Origin of the sequence: Larsenimonas suaedae, assembly GCF_023712105.1 — a bacterium.
GTDB classification, from domain to species: domain Bacteria; phylum Pseudomonadota; class Gammaproteobacteria; order Pseudomonadales; family Halomonadaceae; genus Larsenimonas; species Larsenimonas suaedae.
Map to the genome: position 1 here is coordinate 90837 of NZ_JAMLJI010000001.1, position 19137 is coordinate 109973.

The following is a 19137-nucleotide window of genomic DNA, read 5'->3' on the forward strand; positions in this document are numbered from 1 at the left end:
GATTCGGTACGACGATGCCGGACGATCTGTTTTGAAACGAGGTATAACTGAGACATTGGCCAACGAATCAACCGCCCGAAAAGCGTCGTCCATCACGCTTGAAGGGGTCGAAAAATCCTTCAGTCGGGAGGCGATCGCGCTCGACGGGGTCGACCTGACCATCAAGGCCGGCGAGTTCTTTACGCTGCTCGGCCCCTCCGGCTGCGGCAAGACCACGCTTTTACGCATTCTGGCCGGGCTCGATACACCCAACGCCGGGGTGGTGTCGATCGGTGGGGTCGATGTGACCGCGGTGCCGCCGCACAAGCGAAGCGTCAATACGGTCTTTCAGTCCTACGCGCTTTTCCCCCACTTGAGCGTCGAGGACAACATCGGCTTCGGGCTCAAGATGCAGGGCGTCGACAAGGCCGAGCGCACCCGCCGGGTGCGGGAGATGGCCGAATTCATCAAGCTGAGCCCGCTGCTCTCCCGGCGCATTCACCAGCTTTCCGGCGGCCAGCGTCAGCGCATTGCGCTTGCCCGTGCACTGGTGTGCGAGCCGGATGTGCTCTTGCTTGACGAGCCACTGTCGGCGCTGGACGCCGGGCTTCGTGGCCAGCTTCAGGTCGAGCTTCAACGCATTCAGCGGCGTCTTGGCATGACGTTCGTGTTCGTGACCCACGATCAGCAGGAAGCGATGGTGATGTCCGATCGCATCGCGGTACTCAACGACGGCAAGATTCAGCAGCTCGATACGCCCAGAGCCGTGTTCGAGCGCCCGGCCAATGCGTTCGTTGCCCGCTTCATGGGGCATTCGAACCTGCTCGAGATCAAGCGCCGCGGTGCCGACCGGCTCGACACCGCGATCGGGCCGCTTACGCTTCCGGCCGACGCCGAGCACATGAACGACGGCGATCTGGTGCTGATTCGCCCGGAAACCATCGAACTCGGTGACGATGCGCTCGGCCAGCCCAATCGATTCGACGCCACTGTGGTCGAGAGTTTTTACCGCGGCAGCCACTTCGAATACCGGCTTCAGGTCGAGGATGTGGCGCTGACGGCGTTCAGCAGCAATCAGGGCCAGAAGCTCTTTGCAGCCGATGATCGCGTGCCGATCAGCATCTCGCCTTCGGATCTGATGACCGTACGCGGTGAGGGCGGCTGACGATGAGCAAACGGCCCTTTGAGCGCTCGGTTCGCCAGCTCCGCTTTCGTGAAACGCGCCATCTTTTACTGACCACGCTGCCGGGCGCGTTCTGGATCGTGCTCTTTCTGGTGCTGCCGAGCCTTTATCTGGTGAGCATGGCGTTTCTGACCAATGGCACCTACGGCCAGCCAAGCCTGCCGTTGACCTTCGATGCCTTTCGCCAGCTGGCAGGCTTCGGGTTTCTGGGCTGGAGCCCGGGCAATCTTTACACGCTGCTGCGCTCTCTCTGGCAGACAGTGGTCGCGACCGCGCTGGTGGTCGTGATCGCCTATCCGATCGCCTATTACATCACCCTGTGTCGGCAATCCCTTCGGCCGATCATGCTGCTTCTGGTTGTCGTGCCGTCCTGGACCAATCAGGTCATCCGGGCCTTTGGGTGGATGAACCTGCTGGCACCGGATACGCCGCTTTCAAACCTTGCGCAGTCGCTTGGGCTGATTGCCCCGCACATGGGGCTCTTTCCGTCGAGTTTTGCCGTCACCCTTGGCCTGATCTATAACTTCCTGCCGTTTATGGTGCTGCCGCTGTACGCTGCGTTCGAGAAGCTCGACACCACCCTGGTCGAGGCCGCCCGCGACCTCTACGCCTCGCCGCTCAAGGCGTTCTGGGTGGCGGTCTTCCCCCAGACGCTGCCTGGCCTTCTGGCCGGCATCGTGCTGGTGGCGGTACCGGCGTTCGGCATGTACGTGGTGCCGGAGCTTCTGGGCGGTGGGCGTTCACTGATGATCGGCAATCTGGTGGCCTCGCAGTTCGCCGGGGGCTCCAACTGGCCCTACGGGGCGGCGGCCTCGCTCCTGATGCTGGTGGCGACGCTTCTGGGAATATTTCTGCTGAGGCGGCTTGGCCGGCGCGCAGGTGGCGGTGAGGAGGTGGTCATATGACGTCGCCCTCACTGAAGCGCAGCCTGGCCTGTCTCTGGTGGGTATTGATGGCGTTTTTGTACCTGCCGCTTGCAGTGGTGGTGCTGTTTTCCTTCAACTCGATCAATAGCTCGGCGCTGTTCGAGTCGTTTTCGCTGCGCTGGTACGAGCGGCTCTGGGGCAACGAGCAGATCATGGCCTCGCTCGGCCACAGCCTGGTGCTTGCGATCATCTCGTCGGTCACTGCGGTCGTTATCGGCACGTTGATGGGCTACGGGCTCTATCGCCACCGGGCGCGCCGGCTAGGTTGGCTGATCGTTTTGATCTATCTGCCGATCGTGATGCCGGACATCGTGTTCGGCATTTCGAACATGACCTTCTTCGTGCGGATAAGTAGCCTGACCGGCTGGCTGTCGCCGGGGCTTGGGACCATGGTGCTCTCGCATGTGACGTTTCAGATTCCCTTCGTGGCGCTGATCGTCTACTCACGCTTTGTGGGGCTTGATGCCACGCTGTTCGATGCCGCAAAAGATCTCTACGCGTCGCCGTTTGATCGGGCGCGCCATTTCATCGTGCCCTCGATCAAGCCGGCGCTGGTGTCGGCCTTTTTTCTGTCGTTCACGCTTTCGATCGACGATTTCGTGATCAGCTTCTTTACGGCAGGTCCTGAAAGCTCGACGCTTCCGATCTACATTTGGGGCGCGATTCGAAAAGGGGTGACGCCCGAGATCAACGCCATTGCGTCCTTGATGATTGCAGCGGTCGCGGTCGCGGCGGTCATCAGCCTTGCCTTCACGCGCTCAAAAGGTTCAGACGCCTCCAGGTGAGGCCCTCAACATAACAATCACAGTATTCGATACAGGGAGCATTTCGATGAACCGACGCATGTCCTGGCCCGCGTTTCTCGCCGGCGGACTCTTGTTTTGCGGCTCCGCCTTCGGGGCGACGCAGAAGCTTTATCTGTTCAACTGGACCGAGTACATGGACCCGGACATCATCAAGGCGTTCGAGTCGAAGTACGACGTTGATGTGGTCGAAAGTCATTTTGGCTCGCTTGCCGAAATGTACGCCAAGCTTCAGGCCGGGGGCGACGCCCAGTACGACGTTATCGTGCCCTCGAACTACTTCGTGCCGCGCCTGATCAAGGCCGGGCTCGTGCAGCCGCTCGAGCTCGACAAGGTTCCGAACATGGCCAACGTGATGGACAAGTTCCAGCACCCAAGCTATGACCCGGGGCAGGCGTACTCTGCGCCGTATCAGTGGGGCACGACCGGCATCGTCTACAACACCAAGGCCTACCCCGATGCACCGGCAAGCTGGTCGTTGATCTTCGATCCCGAGCAGACGGGCGGTCAGCCGTTTTCGATGATGACCGACGGTCAGGTCATGATCGGTGCGGCGTGCGCCTATCTCGGCAAGGGCTATCAGTGCACCGACCGCAAGAGCTGGGCCGAGGCCGCCAAGCTGCTTTTAAAGACCAAGCATCGCGATAACTTTACAGGCTTTGTCGATGGCACGCCGGCGCTTCCGCAGATGGCCCGCGGCGTGACTCAGGCTGCGCTGACCTTCAACGGCGATTATCTGCTCGACAAGGCCGAAAACCCCGATGGGTTCAAGTACCTCGAGTACGTACTGCCGGAGGAAGGCAGTGAGCTTTGGGTCGATGTCATGATGATTCCCAAGCGCGCGCCGCACCCGGAGCTTGCCAACGCGTTCATCAATTTCATTCTGGACGCGAAGGTCGGGGCGCAGCTTTCGAACTACAACTACTATTCGACGCCGAACAAGGCCGCTGTGCCACACCTGGACCCCGAGCTTCAGGTGCCGCCGGCGATGCCGACCGACGAGCAGATGGCGAAGCTTTATTTCACACCGAGCCTGGACGGCGAGGCGCTTCAAACCTTCCAGCAGATCTGGAGCGAAGTGCAGTCGCGTTGAGTCGTCGAAGGGGCCGTTTGGCCCCGTTTTTTTGGTCGGATGGGCGGGGTTATGACGTTAAAACACACCACTGATTTGAAGGCCTGGTTCGAGCAGCACGGCATTACCGAAGTGGAATGCCTGGTCAGTGACATGACCGGTGTACTCAAGGGCAAGATCATGCCTGCGGGCAAATACCTGAATGCCGGGCGCCCGAGGCTTCCGGATTCGATTTTCATCCAGACCGTGACCGGCGGCTACCCGGACGACGACGCACTCAGGTTCTGGAACCCGGCCGAGCTCGACATGCAGCTGGTCGCAGACCCATCTGCGGTCTATCTGGTGCCGTGGGCAGCCGACCCCGTCGCCCAGATCATTCACGACTGTTACTACCTCGATGGCTCGCCGGTGGAGATCGCGCCGCGTTACGTGTTAAAGCGCGTGCTCGAGCTTTATGAGGCCAAGGGCTGGAAGCCCGTCGTGGCGCCCGAGGTCGAGTTCTATCTGGTCAAGAGCAATACCGACGCCGATTATCCTCTGGAGCCGCCGATCGGGCGCTCCGGGCGCCAGGAAAGCGGGCGTCAGTCCTACAGCATCGATGCAGTCAATGAGTTCGACCCGCTGTTCGAGGACATGTACGACTTCTGTGAGGCCGAAGGGCTCGACATCGACACCCTGATTCATGAGGAAGGCGCCGGGCAGATGGAAGTCAACTTCCAGCACGGCGACCCGTTGATGCTTGCCGATCAGGTGGTGATCTTCAAGCGCACCCTGCGAGAGACCGCGCTGCGCCACGGCATGTACGCAACCTTCATGGCCAAGCCCATGGCCAACGAGCCGGGCAGCGCGCTGCATCTGCACCAAAGCCTTTGGGACTTGAGTGGCACGCGCAACCTGTTTGCCGATGACACGGGAGAGCCGAGTGCGCTGTTTCTGAACCACGTGGCGGGGCTTCAGCGCTATCTGCCCGAGGCGCTGCCGCTTGTTGCCCCCAATATCAACTCCTACCGCCGGTTCATGCCCAGCGGCTTCAGTGGCTCGGCGCCGACCAACGTCGAGTGGGGATTTGACAACCGTACCGCGGGCCTTCGGGTGCCGGTCGGCTCGGCTCAGAGCATGCGGGTCGAAAACCGCTTGCCCGGCGCCGACGCCAATCCGTATCTGGCGATGGCGGTATCTCTGGCCTGCGGGTATCTGGGCATGGTCGAAAAACTCGAGCCGCGTGCGCCCTTGAGCGGGTCGGCGCTCGACAGCGAAAGCTCGGTGCTGCCCAACGATGTAGGCCCGGCGCTCGAGCGTCTGGAGCGCAGCAGTGAGCTGACCGAGGTGCTGGGCGAGCGCTTCATGAAAAACTATCTTGCGGTGAAGCGGGCCGAGCATCAGGCCTACTACCGAGTGATCAGTTCCTGGGAGCGCGAGCATTTGCTGCTTCGAGTGTGATCCGTGAGCGCGTCGAGCGGGCCCGGACCCCACTGCGACCACAACAATTTTCACGTTAACCACCAAAGCGACAACAACGAAAACGAAAACAACCACAAGGAACACGATGGTGATATCTCGATTCAAGGGTGTATTCATGTGCGCGGCACTGGCGATTTCCGTGCCGTCGATGGCCGCACCCAAGACACTGACCTTGTTCAACTGGACGGATTACCTGCCGCCGACGGTGCTCGATGAATTCGAGCAGCGCTTCGATGCGCGTGTCGTCCAGAATTACTATAACTCCAACGCCGAAATGTTTGCCAAACTGCAGGCTGGCGGCGACCGCCAGTACGACGTGGTGTTTCCATCCGGCTATTTTGTGGACCGGCTGAAGCAGGCCGACCTGGTTCAGCCCCTCGACGCTTCGAAACTACCGAACCGCACGCACCTGCTCGAGGAGTTCAAGGACCCAAGCTACGACCCGAGCGGACGCTACAGCATGCCGTATCAATGGGGCGTGACCGGTATTGCCTACGACGCCAGTGCGCTGCCCGAATTGCCGCACAGCTGGGGGGCGCTCTTTGATGCCGATGCCAACCCGGACCGACCGTTCGGCCTTCTAAAGGGCGACGGCCAGTTCACTCTCTCCTCGGCGTGCGCCTATCTGGGCAACGGCTTCGATTGTCCGGCGCGTCAGGCGTGGATCGATGCGGCTAAAGTGGTCCAGCCCACCATGAAACGGCCCAACTACGTCGGGTTTGTCGATGCGCTTGCCGCGCTCGATCAGCTGAGCCGTGGTGTAATCGATGTGGGCGTGGTCTATAACGGCGATTATGCCCGCAAAAAGGCCGAATCCCCCGAGGCGTTCAAGAACATCGCGTTTTTTGTGCCCAGCGAGGGCAGCCAGCGCTGGGTAGATACGATGGTCATCCCGAAGCACGCACCCAACCCGGAATTGGCTCATCAGTTCATCAATTTTTTAAGTGAACCGGGCGTTGCTGCCCAGATCTCCAACTGGACGTTTTACTCCTCCCCGAACAAGGATGCGCTCGACGCCCTCAAGCCGATTCTTCGCTCGGCGCCGGTGATGCCGGACGCGGCCGTGCGTGAGCGGCTCAAGTACACGGCCTCGCTTGACGCCGAGACCCTTCAGTTCGTACAGCAGCTCTGGACCGAGCTTCGCGCGCGCTGAGCCAAATGCGTACTGACGCTCAGGGCCGGTTGTTTGCCGTGAGCGTTCGTGCCGCGCTTTCAAGAAACGGCGCGAGCGGGAGGGCGGTCATGATGCGGACGACGTCAAGTGGTGTCGGGCGGCCTGCAAGAAAGCGGATCACCCGCTCGGCGGGCAATCGGTCGAAGAGTCGAACGTAGCAGTCCGGGCCGAGCGTCGGATGGCGCGAGAGCGCCGTCATGAAGGTGCGATCGAGCCACTCAAGGCCTTTTGAGCGCGCAGGAGGGCTCGGTGGTTGGCTGGCCTCCAGCGCTTCTCGGCACTCGCGGGCCCAGCGCTGAATGGCGTGAAAGGCGTAGCCGGTGGCCGGGCGCATGGCGCCGCCGGCGGTGCCGGCCGGGTGAATGCGTGCGCTGCCGCGCTGCCAGGCCGGGGCCATCGGAAGGCTCCCGCATTCGCGTCGGAGCACGTCAACCTCGCCGAACCGCTCGGCAACGTGCTGGGCGAGCGCCTGTTCCAGCTGGTCGAGCGGCACGGGCGTGCGTGCAAACGAGGTCCATTCGACCAGCGCCCGACGCTCATCGATGGGCAGGGTATAGACGAACGCCAGGGTGTCACGGGTCGGTGCGGGCGTGACGCTGAAATTCATCAGCTCAGCCTGCTCTAGGGCGCCTGTTCGAGGGGTGTCGATCACCCAGCCGGCAAAATCCTGCCACCGCCAGGGGGCATTCAGTCGCTTGGGCGTGGGCAGGGTGGTAATGACCTGACGCGCCAAAAGCGTCTCGCCGCTATCGAGTGTGATCGCGACGTGGTCATCGTATTCGACAAGAGCATCAACCCGGGCGCCGGTTCTGAGCGTTAGGCGTTCATGGGCGGCGATGGCGTTGAGGCAGGTGTCGTAGAACCGCCCGGCATCGATCATTTCGTAGGCAATGGATGAGCGCACGTTCGCGCGATGCTCGCCGTTTTCAAGCCCCCACCTTGACCAGCGGGCGACCACGCAGTCATCGAAGGCGTGGGGCTCCAGCGGCCAGCCGCACCAGGTACGATCCTCCCGGTAGGTCGATCGCGCCTCGATGATCAGCGTCGAGGGCGGGTTAGCGGCGCGGGTCGCCAACTGATGGGCAAGGCTTAGCCCGGCGCAGCCGCCGCCCAGAATGACAAGCTCTAGCATGGCGGGTTGGTGCCGGGAAGCCCTGTCAGATGGCGATGCAGTTCGCGGTCGTGTACCGGGCGGTGAGCCGGCGTGACGCCGCCACTGCCGGTCAGACTCTTGAACGCAAGGGCGAATTTGCCGCGAAGTGGCACGTACGCGCGGGCATGCCAGTACTGGCCATCTCGGGCGCGAAGCCGGGTGCCGATGCCGCGATAGACTTCGGCGGCGACCTGGATCGCACGGCGGTTGCGTTTGGGAATCTCGGTAAACCCATCGGCGCCGCTTTGGTAGTACCGCTCGGCCAGGTCAAGCAGGGCCAGGTCGGCGCGGGCGGCCGTGGGCGCAAGGGCCTCATCGGGGCTGATCAGCGCCTTTGGCGGCGCGTCGGCCACCCAGTCTCCCGGCACGTAGCGCCGCTTGAGCGCGCCATCTTCTGAAATGTCTCGAGCAATATTGGTCAGCTGCATTGCGATGCCAAGGTCGATCGCATGGGGCCAGGCCGAGCTTGGGGCACCAATCAGCGGCGCCATCATCACCCCGACCGTGCCGGCCGCGCCGTAGCAGTAGCGCAGAAGCTCGGTGTCATCTTGAAGACACAGGTTTTCATCAGCGTCCTGGGTGAGCGTGTCGATCAGGGCGCTGGCTGCATTCAGGTTGAGCCCCCGGCGGTGGGCGAGGTCTTTCAGGATGCGCACCACCGGGTCCGGGTCCTCTTTCAAGGAGTCGTGCAGTAGCCTGTTCTGAATGTGGCGCAACCGGTCGCGGGCCTGCTCGTTTTCCCTGGGCGTTGGCATGTCTTCATCGGCAAGATCGTCAAGGATGCGACAGGCCGCGTAGAGGCTGGCGGCGTCGTGTGCGTCTTCCTTGCGCAGCAGATGACTTGCAAACCAGAACGACTTGCCGTGCTTGGCCAGTAGCGTCTTCGCATCATCCATCGGGCGACTCCTCGGCCATCAGGCGCTCGACCACCTTGGCGCTTGAGACTACGCCGGGCAGCCCCGCACCCGGGTGGGTGCCTGCGCCAACCAGATAGAGCCTGTCGAGGGCCTCGCTCTTGTTGTGAAAGCGAAACCAGGCCGATTGCCTGAAAAGCGGTGCGATCGAGAAACCACTGCCGTGCTCGCTTAGATAGCGAGTGCCGAAATCGGCAGGGGTCATGTGGAACTGGGTGGCGATGTGGTGTTCAAGGCCGGGCAACAGCGTTTTGGAAAGTGAGGCGATGATTCGCTCGGCCAATCGAGTGCCTTCCTGGGCCCAGTCGATGTCGCCCTGCAGGTTCGGCACCGGCGCGAGAATGTAGAACGAGTCGCAGCCAGGGGGAGCGAAACTTTCATCGGTGGCGGTCGGGCGGTGAACGTAAAGCGAGACATCCTCGTTCAATACATGATGATCGAAGATGTCAGCCAGCAGCGTCTTGTACTGCTCACCGAACCAGATGGTGTGGTGGGCCACGTCCGAATAGCGTGCATCGACCCCCAGATACAACACGAACAGGCCCATGGAATACTTGGCTGCCTTGAGCTTCAATTTGGGCAGCGCCGGCAGGTTCGGCGTCATGTGCTTGTAGAGGTAGGCGGCGTCGGCGTTGGCGATGACCCGATCGGCCTGACGAGTGCTGCCGTCCTCGAGTACGACCCCGGTGACCCGTCGTCCTTGCGCTTGAAGCCGACCTACGCTTACCCCGGTTTCGATGTGGATGCCTTCCTCGCGCATGAGCTGCTCGAGCGCGCCGACCAGTGCGCCGGTGCCGCCCCGGGGAAACTGAACGCCCCATTTGCGCTCAAGGTACGGAATCAGCGCATAGATGCTGGTGGTCTTGAACGGGTTACCGCCCACCAGCAGCGGCGGAATTGAAAAGGCCTTTCGAAGTGAGGGATCTTCGAGGTAGTGGCTCACCATGCCCCAGACGGAACGGTGGCTCTTGAGCCGCACCAGCGCCGGAATCTGGCGCACCATGGTGCTGAATCGGTGGAAGGGCTTGTCGGCAAGCTCGGTGAAGCCGACGTCGAAAATGGCCTTCGAATGCTCAAGCAGACGCGTGTAGCCGTCGACATCACGCGGGTTGAAGCGGGCGATCTGCTCGAGCGTGTCGTCGAGGTCTGCCCCGTATCGAAAGCGACGGCCGTCCTGAAAGTAGAACTCGTACCAGGTGTCCAGGTCGATCATCTCGACGTAGTCGCTCAAGCGCTTGCCGAAGAGCTCAAACAGTTCCTCGAACATGAAGGCGGCCGTGATCACGGTCGGGCCGGCGTCGAATCGGTAGCCCTTGTCTTCAAACACCTGAGCGCGCCCGCCAAGGGCATGGCCACGCTCTAGAAGCGTGACGTCGTGGCCGAGCTTTCGGGCTCTGAGCGCAGCGGCCATGCCGCCGAAGCCGCCGCCGATAACCAGCGTGTGTGTCATGACGTGACGTTCTCCCAGACGGTCAGGCGGGTGTGAAGGCGCTCAATTTCACGGTGCAAGGGGTGTTCGGCGCCAAAGGGTAGTGTGTCGGTGATGGTCCGAGCGGTCTCAAGGGCGTCGAGCGCGAACATGAGGGTCGAGTGGTGGGGGCTCTGATCGTTTGCTCGGCGCAGACGATGCACCAGATTATCGCTGTAGCCGTGTTCCAGGTCGCTCTGATCGTCTTCCAGGTCGTCGGCGATCTGATAGGCCAGCGCGAAATGGTCGGCGGCCTGTCGGGCAGCTGCGAGGGCGGGGTCGTGACCGCTCAACAGCAGCGGGGCCGTAAGGGCAAGCTCGATCAACGGCGCAGTCTTTCCGATGGCAATGGCGCGATAGCTTTCAAAGTCGTCGTCGCTCGGCGCACTGAATTCTGCGGCCTGCCCGCGAATGGTGGCGCGCACGCACTGATGGATCATTGCGATCAACCGGGGCAGGCGAGGGGCGTGGTCGGCCAGCCGCTCGAGGCAGCCATAGGCGGCTGAAATGTGCAGGTCTCCCACACACAAAGCGACGTCCGGTGAGAAGGCGTACCAAAGGCTTGATTGGCCGCGACGCTCGCGGTCGCGATCCTGCACGTCGTCGTGGATCAGCGAGGCGTTGTGCAACAGCTCCGGAACCAGCGCAAGCGTGGTGGCCTGTTTCTGTGAAAAGCCGAGCTGGCGCGCACTTTCGAACCCGAGCCGGGCGCGCATCATGCCGCCGAGAGCGCTCAGGTGATGCGTGCAGGCGCGGTCGACCACGTTGTCGCGTGCGCGCTCGCCCAGCAGTTGCTCCCGCATGGCGCGAGACAGCAAGTCACTCGATGGTGATGGCTCGGCGGACATCGACGCATGAAGCGGCGGAGAAATCATGAACGAAACGGTCCCATCCTGCGGTAGTGTTATTGTCGACGCAGCAGTATAGACACCAAACGATGGCCCTGCCGGACCGAGAGGCTGACAGGGCCAGTTTCCAGGGCGCGGTGCCTAGAGCAGTGCGTCCAGCTTCTGTTTGAGAAGTTGGTTGACCTGCTGGGGGTTGGCGGTGCCCTTGGAGGCCTTCATGGCCTGACCGACGAAAAAGCCGATCATCTTGCCGCGCTTGTCCGGTTCGGCGTCCTTGTACTGGGTGACCTGAATCGGGTTGTCGGCGATGACCTGATCGACCACGGCCTCGATGGCAGCGGTGTCGGTGACCTGCTTGAGTCCCTTGGCCTCGATCACTTCATCGGCGGTCTCAAAGGTGCGCGACCACAGTTCGGCAAAGACCTGTTTGGCGGCCTTGCCGTTGATGGTGTCGTCCTTGAGCCGCAAAAGCAGATCGCCCAGCTGTTCGGCCGACACCGGGCTTTGGGTAATGTCGAGGTTTTCCTTGTTGAGTCGACCCGACAGCTCGCCCTGAACCCAGTTGGCGGCAAGTTTGGCATCGCTACAGCGCGTGTGAACCTGCTCGAAGTATTCCGCCATGGCGCGGGTCGCGGTCAGTACCGCTGCGTCATAGCTTGAAAGCCCGAGCACCTCCTTGAAACGCTGGCGCTTTTCCGCCGGCAGCTCCGGCAACAGCGTCCGCTGATGATCGACGTAGGCCTGATCGAGCATCAGCGGCAGCAGGTCCGGGCAGGGGAAGTAACGATAGTCGTTGGCTTCCTCCTTGGTGCGCATGCTGCGGGTTTCATCACGGTCGGGGTCGAAAAGCCGGGTTTCCTGAACCACGGTGCCGCCGTCTTCGAGCAGATCGATCTGGCGCTCGACCTCGACCTCGATCGCGCGCTCGATAAAGCGGAACGAGTTGACGTTCTTGACTTCGGCGCGGGTGCCGAAACTTTCCTGACCTTTCGGGCGCACCGAGACGTTGACGTCGCAGCGCATCGATCCTTCGTTCATGTTGCCGTCGGAAATACCCAGGTAAGTCACCAGCGTGTGCAGGGCGCGCACATAGGCAGAGGCTTCCTTGGGCGAGCGCATGTCGGGCTCGGAGACGATTTCAAGAAGCGGCGTGCCGGCCCGGTTCAAATCGATGCCGGTCTGGCTGTGAAAGTTTTCATGCACCGATTTACCGGCGTCTTCCTCGAGGTGGGCGTGGTGAATGCGCACGGTGTGCGTGCTGCTGTCCTCGAGGGTGATCTCGACTTCGCCGGCGCCCACGATGGGCTGACCCATCTGGCTTGTCTGATAGCCTTTCGGCAGGTCCGGGTAGAAGTAGTTCTTGCGATCAAACACCGAAATTTCAGGAATCTCGGCATCGATGGCAAGCCCGAAACGCACGGCCATGGCAACGGCATTTTCGTTGAGTACCGGCAACACGCCCGGCAGGCCCAAATCGACGGCGCAGGCCTGGGTGTTTGGCTCGGCGCCATAGGCGGTCGAGGCGCCTGAAAATATCTTGGACTGAGTGGCCAGCTGTACGTGGACTTCAAGCCCGATTACGGTTTCCCATTGCATTGATGATGCTCTCCTTCGCTCAGGGCAGGTCGGGCTGGCGGGTGTGCCAGTCGGTCGCTTGCTGGTATTGGTGCGCCACGTTCAAAAGGTGCGCCTCGCCGAAATGGGGGCCGAGAATCTGAAGCCCGACCGGGCTGCCTTCATGAAAGCCTGCCGGCACGCTGATGCCTGGAATGCCGGCCAGGTTAATGGCGATGGTGTAGATGTCCTGCAGATACATCTGTACCGGGTCGGCCTTGTTGCCGAGCGCGAATGCGGTGGTGGGCGCGGCCGGGCCCATCAGCACATCGACCTTCTCGAACGCGTCCAGGAAGTCCTGTCGAATCAGGCGGCGGACCTGCTGGGCCTTTTTGTAGTAGGCATCGAAAAAGCCTTCGGACAACGTGTGCGTGCCGATCAGGATACGACGCTTGACCTCTTCCCCGAACGCCTCGGCGCGCGAGCGCTTGTAAAGATCCATCAGATCCTGAGGGTCGTCACAGCGGTGACCGAAGCGGACGCCATCATAGCGAGACAGATTCGAGGAAGCCTCGGCCGGCGCGATGACGTAGTAGGCCGGTACCGCGTGCTGCGTGTGCGGAAGGCTTACATCGATCACACTGGCGCCGAGGGATTCGTAGACCGCGATCGCCTCGCGCACGGCGCGTTCGACGCCTTCATCAAGACCGTCACCGAAATACTCGCGGGGAAGACCGATCTTCAAGCCCTTGAGCGGTGCGTCAAGCGATTGGGTGTAGTCGGGAACCGCCCGTGAAACGCTGGTGGAGTCTCGGGGGTCGTGGCCGGCCATGGCGTTAAGCAATAGCGCGCAGTCTTCCGCGCTTCGAGCCATCGGCCCGCCCTGATCGAGGCTTGAGGCGTAGGCGATCATGCCGTAGCGCGAAACGCGCCCGTACGTCGGTTTTAGGCCGGTAATGCCACAAAACGCCGCGGGCTGGCGGATGGAGCCGCCTGTATCGGTGCCGAGTGCCGCCGGAGCAAGGCCCGCCGCGACAGCGGCGGCCGAGCCACCGGAAGAGCCACCGGGTACCAGGTCGGTGTTCCAGGGGTTTCTGACCGGGCCATAGAAGCTGGTTTCATTGGAAGAGCCCATCGCGAACTCATCCATGTTGGTCTTGCCGAGGTTGACAGTACCGGCAAGTTCGAGCTTTTCAACAACGGTTGCGTTGTAGGGCGCCTTGAAATTGTCGAGCATCTTCGAGCCGCAGCTGGTGCGGATGTCTTCGGTGCAGAAGATGTCCTTGTAGGCCAGCGGCACCCCCGAGAGGATACCGGCCTGCCCGGCGGCGCGCTGGGTATCGGCGGCGTCGGCCCGGGTGAGCGCGCGTTCGCCGGTGACGGTGATGAAACTGTTGAAGCGTGAGTCGTATTTCTCGATGCGCTCGAGAAAGTGCTGCGTCAATTCGCGGCTTGAAAACTCACCCTTGGCAAGCCCTTGGGCGATCTTGGCAAGCGTCAGGTCGTGCATGAGGGGAGCGAACTCCTTGGCAAAACGGCAGTGAAATGAAAGTTGTACGAGTGAGGCGGTGGTTACTCGACCACGCGCGGCACCAGGTAATAGCCCTGTGACACGCTCGGGGCGCACGCCTGGAACGCCTCGCGGCGGTCAGGCTCGATCGCCTCGTCGGCGCGAAGCGGCTGAGTGGCATCCAGCGGGTGGGCGAGCGGGGCAACGCCTTCGGTGTCGACGCCTTGCAGCGCGTCGACCATCTCGAGAATGCGGGACAGGTCGCCAACGTAGCGCGTGGCATCCGCATCGTCGATGCCGAGCCGGGCCAAATGCGCCGCGCGCAAAACATCAGCATGTTCGATCGCCATGAGGACTCCTGAATGGTTCTGGCAAGGATGGAAACTCTGAAATAGTCTAAGTCGATAAACGTGAACGGTTGAAAAAGGTACCATAACTGACGAGAGATGGCAGGCGTGCTTGCTTGCCGCATCGGGGTGGCGATGATACCGTTCGCATCTGCATAGGTTACGGTCTGGACTAGGTGAAAGACTTACATGTTTAAACGTTTACGGGGAATGTTTTCGAGCGATCTTTCCATCGACTTGGGAACAGCCAACACACTGATTTACGTGCGCGGTCGCGGTATCGTGCTGGACGAGCCCTCTGTCGTTGCGATCCGCCAGTCCGGCAACATGCGAAGCGTGGCGGCCGTCGGGCTTGACGCCAAGCGCATGCTGGGGCGTACCCCGGGAAACATCACAGCCATTCGACCCATGAAGGATGGTGTGATCGCGGATTTCACCGTGACCGAACAAATGCTTCAGTATTTCATACGAAAGGTGCACCAAAGTACGTTTCTAACACCTAGCCCTCGGGTTTTAGTATGTGTGCCGTGCATGTCGACTCAGGTTGAGCGTCGTGCGATCAAGGAATCCGCCGAAGGCGCGGGCGCCCGCGAAGTCTTTCTGATCGAGGAGCCCATGGCCGCTGCGATCGGTGCCGGACTTCCGGTCGAGGAAGCCCAGGGCTCGATGGTGGTCGATATTGGTGGCGGGACTACCGAGATCGCGATCATTTCACTGTCCGGGGTGGTCTATTCCGAGTCGGTGCGTGTCGGTGGCGACCGATTCGATGAGGCCATCACGTCCTACGTGCGACGCCACTACGGCAGCCTGATCGGTGAGGCAACCGCCGAGCGGATCAAGGAAGAGATCGGTACGGCCTATCCTGGTAGCGAAGTGCTCGAGATCGACGTGCGTGGCCGCAATCTGGCCGAGGGCGTACCGAGAAGCTTCACGCTGAATTCTCACGAGATCCTCGACGCGCTTCAAGAGCCTCTGACCTCGATTGTCGCCGCCGTCAAGAGCGCGCTCGAGCAGTCGCCACCCGAGCTTGCCTCCGACATTGCCGACCGCGGTCTTGTCTTGACTGGTGGTGGCGCGCTCTTGCGTGACATCGACAAGCTGCTGGCTGAAGAGAGCGGCCTGCCGGTCATCATCGCCGAAGACCCCTTGACCTGTGTGGCGCGCGGCGGTGGCAAGGCGCTTGAAATGATCGATCAGCACGCCTTCGAGCTACTGGCCTCCGACTGAGCATGACCGGCAGCCGATGCTGCCTGATAACGGGAGGATGGGGCGATCAAGCCGCTGTTTCTGGAAGGGCCAGTGCCTGGGTACCGCATGCTGCTGTGTGCGGTGCTCTCACTGGCGCTTATGTTTGCAGATCATCGATTCGAGTGGATGAGCCAGGTTCGCCAGGAAACGGCCACGCTTGTGTCTCCCATTCAGTGGGTGGTCAGCCAGCCCGCACAGGGGCTTACATGGCTTTCGACGGTGCTCAGCAGCAAGGACGCCCTGATCAATGAAAATCAGGCGCTTCGCAACAAGCTGCTGATCCTTTCCCAACGCAATCAGCGAACAAATAGCCTGGTCGAGGAAAATACGCGCCTGCGCGCACTGCTCAACGCCACGCCCCGCAGCAACATAAGCTACGTGACGGCCGAGCTCATGATGCTCGACAACGACCCGTTCGTGCAGCATATGATCGTCGACCGTGGTCAGGATGATGGTATCTATGCCGGGCAGCCCGTGGTGGACGCCTCCGGTCTTGCCGGCCAGGTTATTTCGGTGTCCCGCTTTACCAGCCGGGTGTTGCTGGTGACCGATGCCAACAGCGCCGTACCCGTGCAGGACAACCGCAACGGCCTACGCTTCATCATCCAGGGCAATGGCCAGGATGAGTGGCTCAACCTCCAGCACGTACCCAATAACGCAGACATCAAGGTCGGCGACCTGCTGGTAACGTCCGGGTTGGCGTCCAGGTTTCCCGAAGGGTATCCGGTTGCGCGAGTGAGTCGAGTTGAGCTCAACGATGGTGGGCCGTTCGCAACGGTCGAGGCGGCCCCGGTCGCGCAGCTCAATCGCAGCCGGCATTTCCTGATGCTGTTCGCCCGCGAAGCGCTTAAAGCCCAGACCGTCATACCGGATGCGTTGATCGATACCGCGCGTCGGGTCAGCGGGCTGGAGGTGCTTGGAAACGAGGCCGAGGACATCGATGCGCCTTAATCTCTTTATCTGGATTTCCATGCTGCTGGCCCTGGGGCTTCAGGTCATGCCGCTGCCCGATGCCTGGCTGATCTGGCGGCCGAGCTGGCTCGGGCTGATGCTGGCCTACTGGTGTCTGACCAAGCCTTCTCGGGTGGGGGTCTTCCATGGCTTTGTATTCGGGCTTTTGCTTGATCTGCTTGAAGGCACCACCTTTGGTCATAACGCCTTTTTGCTGTCGCTTTTGGCCTATCTGGTGCTGCTTTTGTATCAGCGGCTTCGTATCTATTCCGTCTGGCAGCGCGCCGGCATGCTCGTGGTCGTACTCGGGCTTATTCAACTGCTTGATCAGTGGCTGCGGCTGGTGTTCGGGGCGCAGGTTCTTCATATCGAATTCGTTTACTCGGCCATCATCGGCGGCGTACTCTGGCCGTGGTGGTATACGCTGATTCATCTGATTCAACGCCGATTTACCGTGGGGTAACCGTCATGACAACGATGCCACTCTGGCTGGCTTCAGGGTCGCCACGCCGCAAGGCGTTGCTTGCCGATATTGGCGTGCAATGTGAGGGGGAGGGCGTCGATATCGACGAAACTCCGCTCGAGGCCGAAGGCGGCTGCGCCTACGTGAGCCGACTGGCCGCTCAAAAGGCGTCAGTGGCCCACGAGCGCCACTCCGACCGAATCATTCTGGGGTCGGACACCGCGATCACACTGGATGGCGAGATCCTTGGCAAGCCTTGCGACCGTGCCGACGGGCTTGCCATGCTCAAGCGTCTGTCCGGTCGTCGCCATACGGTGATGACTGGGGTGGCTGTCATTGGGCCCGCAGGGCTTTTATGCGACGTGGTCAGTACCGAGGTCTTTTTCCGCCGCCTGACCGACGAGGAGTGCCAAGCTTACTGGGACACCGGCGAGCCGGTCGACAAGGCCGGAGGCTATGCGATTCAGGGGCTTGGCGCCGTGTTTGTCTCGCGCATCGAAGGCAGCTATTCCTCGGTGGTCGGGCTGCCGCTTTGTGAGACGGCAGCGCTTCTGGCCCAGCAGGGCGTGCCTGTCTGGCAGGGCGTCGATGAGTGAGCCAACGGAGCCTGGTATGAGCGGTGAAGTCCTGATCAACCTGACCCCGATGGAAACGCGGGTTGCCGTGGTTGAAAACGGCGTGCTCCAGGAAGCGTTCGTCGAACGCAGTCGCCGCCTCGGGATCGTGGGCAATATCTACAAGGGCACCGTGGTGCGGGTGCTTCCAGGCATGCAGGCGGCGTTCATCGACATCGGTCTTGAACGTGCGGCGTTCATTCACGCCCATGATGTCATGCCGCCCAATACGCCAAGCGACAAGCAGCAATCAATCAGCCAACTGCTCCACGAGGGGCAGCCGCTGGTTGTTCAGGTCAACAAGGACCCGATCGGCACCAAGGGCGCACGGCTGACCACTCACCTCTCGATTCCATCGCGGTACCTGGTCTACATGCCGGATTCGCATCACGTTGGCGTTTCTCAGCGCATCGAGGATACCGAGGAGCGGGACCGGCTGAAGGCGATCGTCGATCAGGTTCACCGTGAAGACGACGCGTCCGCGTACGGCGGGTTCATTATTCGAACCGCCGCCGAGGGAGCCAGTGCCGATGAGCTTCGAAACGACATCCTCTTTTTGAAACGCCTTTGGGCAAAGCTCGATGAGCGTCGTCACCGGGACTCAAAAGACGGCGGCGGCGTGATCTATGGCGATCTGCCGCTGTTCATGCGCACCCTTCGTGACGTGATGCGCGATGACATCGAGCGTGTTCGCATCGACTCCCGTGAAAACCATGTGCGCCTCATGGAATTCGCCGAGGAGTTCATGCCGGATCTGGTTCAAAAGATCGAGTATTACCCCGGTGAACGGCCGATCTTCGATCTGTTTTCGGTCGAGGACGAGCTGCAAAAGGCGCTTGAGCGCAAGGTTCAGCTCAAGTCCGGCGGCTATCTGATCATCGATCAAACCGAGGCCATGACCACGGTCGACGTCAATACCGGTGCGTTTGTCGGCCACCGCAACCTCGAAGAAACCCTGTTCAAGACCAATCTCGAAGCAGCGACGGCCATTGCCCGACAGCTGCGCCTTCGAAATCTTGGTGGCATCATCATCATCGATTTCATCGACATGGAAGACGTCGAGCATCGGCGTCAGGTGCAGCGGGTGCTTGAAAAGGCCCTTGAGCGTGACCGGGCCAAGACCAAGCTCACGGGCGTGACCGAACTCGGACTTATACAGCTCACGCGAAAACGCACGCGCGAAAGCCTCGAGCAGGTGCTGTGCGAACCCTGCCCGATCTGTCAGGGCAGAGGCTCGCTCAAGACGCCGGAAACCGTGTGCTATGAAATCTTTCGTGAAATTCTTCGCGAAGAACGCGCCTATGGGCCGGACACCTACATGGTGCTGGCCTCTCAGGGCGTGGTGGATCGCCTGCTTGACGAAGAATCCACCGCCGTCGCGGATCTTGAAGCGTTTATCAATAAACCCATTCGGTTTCAGGTCGAGCATCATTACAGCCAGGAGCAGTACGACATCGTGCTGATGTAGT

The 19137-nt window shown here is 61.3% G+C and carries 18 protein-coding genes; 11 read left to right on the top strand and 7 right to left on the bottom strand.

The genetic code is table 11. From position 1 onward, the window contains the following. The first annotated feature begins 55 nt into the window (after window positions 1-55). From NAT49_RS00420 to NAT49_RS00445, 6 genes are all read left to right on the top strand, one after another. A complete protein-coding gene (locus tag NAT49_RS00420; protein ID WP_251589497.1) occupies window positions 56-1144 on the top strand; it encodes an ABC transporter ATP-binding protein in 1089 nt (362 codons plus the stop codon). 2 nt (window positions 1145-1146) lie between these two features. Next, a complete protein-coding gene (locus NAT49_RS00425; RefSeq protein WP_251589498.1) occupies window positions 1147-2067 on the top strand; it encodes an ABC transporter permease in 921 nt (306 codons plus the stop codon). Next, window positions 2064-2873 (top strand): ABC transporter permease, encoded by an 810-nt coding sequence (locus NAT49_RS00430; protein WP_251589499.1) that lies wholly within the window; start codon window positions 2064-2066, stop codon window positions 2871-2873. The genes NAT49_RS00425 and NAT49_RS00430 overlap by 4 nt, the downstream gene beginning before the upstream one ends. Window positions 2874-2919: 46 nt before the next feature. Continuing rightward, complete coding sequence (locus tag NAT49_RS00435) at window positions 2920-3984, top strand: ABC transporter substrate-binding protein (protein WP_251589501.1); 1065 nt, start codon at window positions 2920-2922, stop codon at window positions 3982-3984. A gap of 51 nt (window positions 3985-4035) precedes the next feature. After that, window positions 4036-5403: a glutamine synthetase family protein gene (locus tag NAT49_RS00440; protein ID WP_251589503.1), complete on the top strand. Its 1368-nt coding sequence runs from the start codon at window positions 4036-4038 to the stop codon at window positions 5401-5403. Between the two features lie 106 nt (window positions 5404-5509). Beyond that, the gene (locus NAT49_RS00445; protein ID WP_251589505.1) at window positions 5510-6577 is read left to right on the top strand and encodes an ABC transporter substrate-binding protein; all 1068 of its coding nucleotides are present in this window, start codon (window positions 5510-5512) and stop codon (window positions 6575-6577) included. A gap of 19 nt (window positions 6578-6596) precedes the next feature. Here NAT49_RS00445 and NAT49_RS00450 read toward each other — a convergent pair whose 3' ends face one another. The 7 genes from NAT49_RS00450 to gatC all read right to left on the bottom strand — a co-directional run bounded on the left by NAT49_RS00450 (window position 6597) and on the right by gatC (window position 14395). Then, the gene (locus tag NAT49_RS00450) at window positions 6597-7730 is read right to left on the bottom strand and encodes a lycopene cyclase family protein (RefSeq protein WP_251589506.1); all 1134 of its coding nucleotides are present in this window, start codon (window positions 7728-7730) and stop codon (window positions 6597-6599) included. Then, complete coding sequence (locus tag NAT49_RS00455; RefSeq protein WP_251589507.1) at window positions 7724-8647, bottom strand: phytoene/squalene synthase family protein; 924 nt, start codon at window positions 8645-8647, stop codon at window positions 7724-7726. The genes NAT49_RS00450 and NAT49_RS00455 overlap by 7 nt, the downstream gene beginning before the upstream one ends. After that, entirely contained in the window at window positions 8640-10115 is a 1476-nt protein-coding gene (crtI, locus tag NAT49_RS00460; protein ID WP_251589508.1) for a phytoene desaturase family protein, read from the bottom strand. The genes NAT49_RS00455 and crtI overlap by 8 nt, the downstream gene beginning before the upstream one ends. After that, entirely contained in the window at window positions 10112-11008 is an 897-nt protein-coding gene (locus tag NAT49_RS00465) for a polyprenyl synthetase family protein (RefSeq protein ID WP_251589509.1), read from the bottom strand. Before NAT49_RS00465 ends, crtI begins: the two co-directional genes overlap by 4 nt. Before the next feature lie 114 nt (window positions 11009-11122). Further along, window positions 11123-12577, bottom strand: a complete 1455-nt coding sequence (gene gatB, locus NAT49_RS00470) for an Asp-tRNA(Asn)/Glu-tRNA(Gln) amidotransferase subunit GatB (RefSeq protein WP_251589510.1) — start codon at window positions 12575-12577, stop codon at window positions 11123-11125. 19 nt (window positions 12578-12596) lie between these two features. Next, window positions 12597-14045, bottom strand: coding sequence for an Asp-tRNA(Asn)/Glu-tRNA(Gln) amidotransferase subunit GatA (gene gatA / locus NAT49_RS00475; RefSeq protein ID WP_251589511.1), 1449 nt, complete (start codon window positions 14043-14045; stop codon window positions 12597-12599). A 62-nt stretch (window positions 14046-14107) separates the two neighbouring features. After that, complete coding sequence (gatC, locus tag NAT49_RS00480; protein ID WP_251589512.1) at window positions 14108-14395, bottom strand: Asp-tRNA(Asn)/Glu-tRNA(Gln) amidotransferase subunit GatC; 288 nt, start codon at window positions 14393-14395, stop codon at window positions 14108-14110. A gap of 186 nt (window positions 14396-14581) precedes the next feature. Between gatC and NAT49_RS00485 the strand changes: the two genes are divergently transcribed. The 5 genes from NAT49_RS00485 to rng are packed head-to-tail and all read left to right on the top strand — an operon-like array spanning window position 14582 to window position 19136. Further along, the gene (locus NAT49_RS00485) at window positions 14582-15619 is read left to right on the top strand and encodes a rod shape-determining protein (protein WP_251589514.1); all 1038 of its coding nucleotides are present in this window, start codon (window positions 14582-14584) and stop codon (window positions 15617-15619) included. Between the two features lie 60 nt (window positions 15620-15679). Beyond that, window positions 15680-16591: a rod shape-determining protein MreC gene (gene mreC, locus NAT49_RS00490; RefSeq protein WP_285836004.1), complete on the top strand. Its 912-nt coding sequence runs from the start codon at window positions 15680-15682 to the stop codon at window positions 16589-16591. After that, entirely contained in the window at window positions 16581-17054 is a 474-nt protein-coding gene (mreD, locus tag NAT49_RS00495) for a rod shape-determining protein MreD (RefSeq protein WP_251589516.1), read from the top strand. The genes mreC and mreD overlap by 11 nt, the downstream gene beginning before the upstream one ends. 5 nt (window positions 17055-17059) lie before the next feature. Further along, a complete protein-coding gene (locus tag NAT49_RS00500; RefSeq protein WP_251589517.1) occupies window positions 17060-17650 on the top strand; it encodes a Maf family protein in 591 nt (196 codons plus the stop codon). A gap of 16 nt (window positions 17651-17666) precedes the next feature. Then, window positions 17667-19136: a ribonuclease G gene (gene rng, locus NAT49_RS00505; RefSeq protein ID WP_251589518.1), complete on the top strand. Its 1470-nt coding sequence runs from the start codon at window positions 17667-17669 to the stop codon at window positions 19134-19136. The last annotated feature ends 1 nt before the right edge of the window (window position 19137 follow it).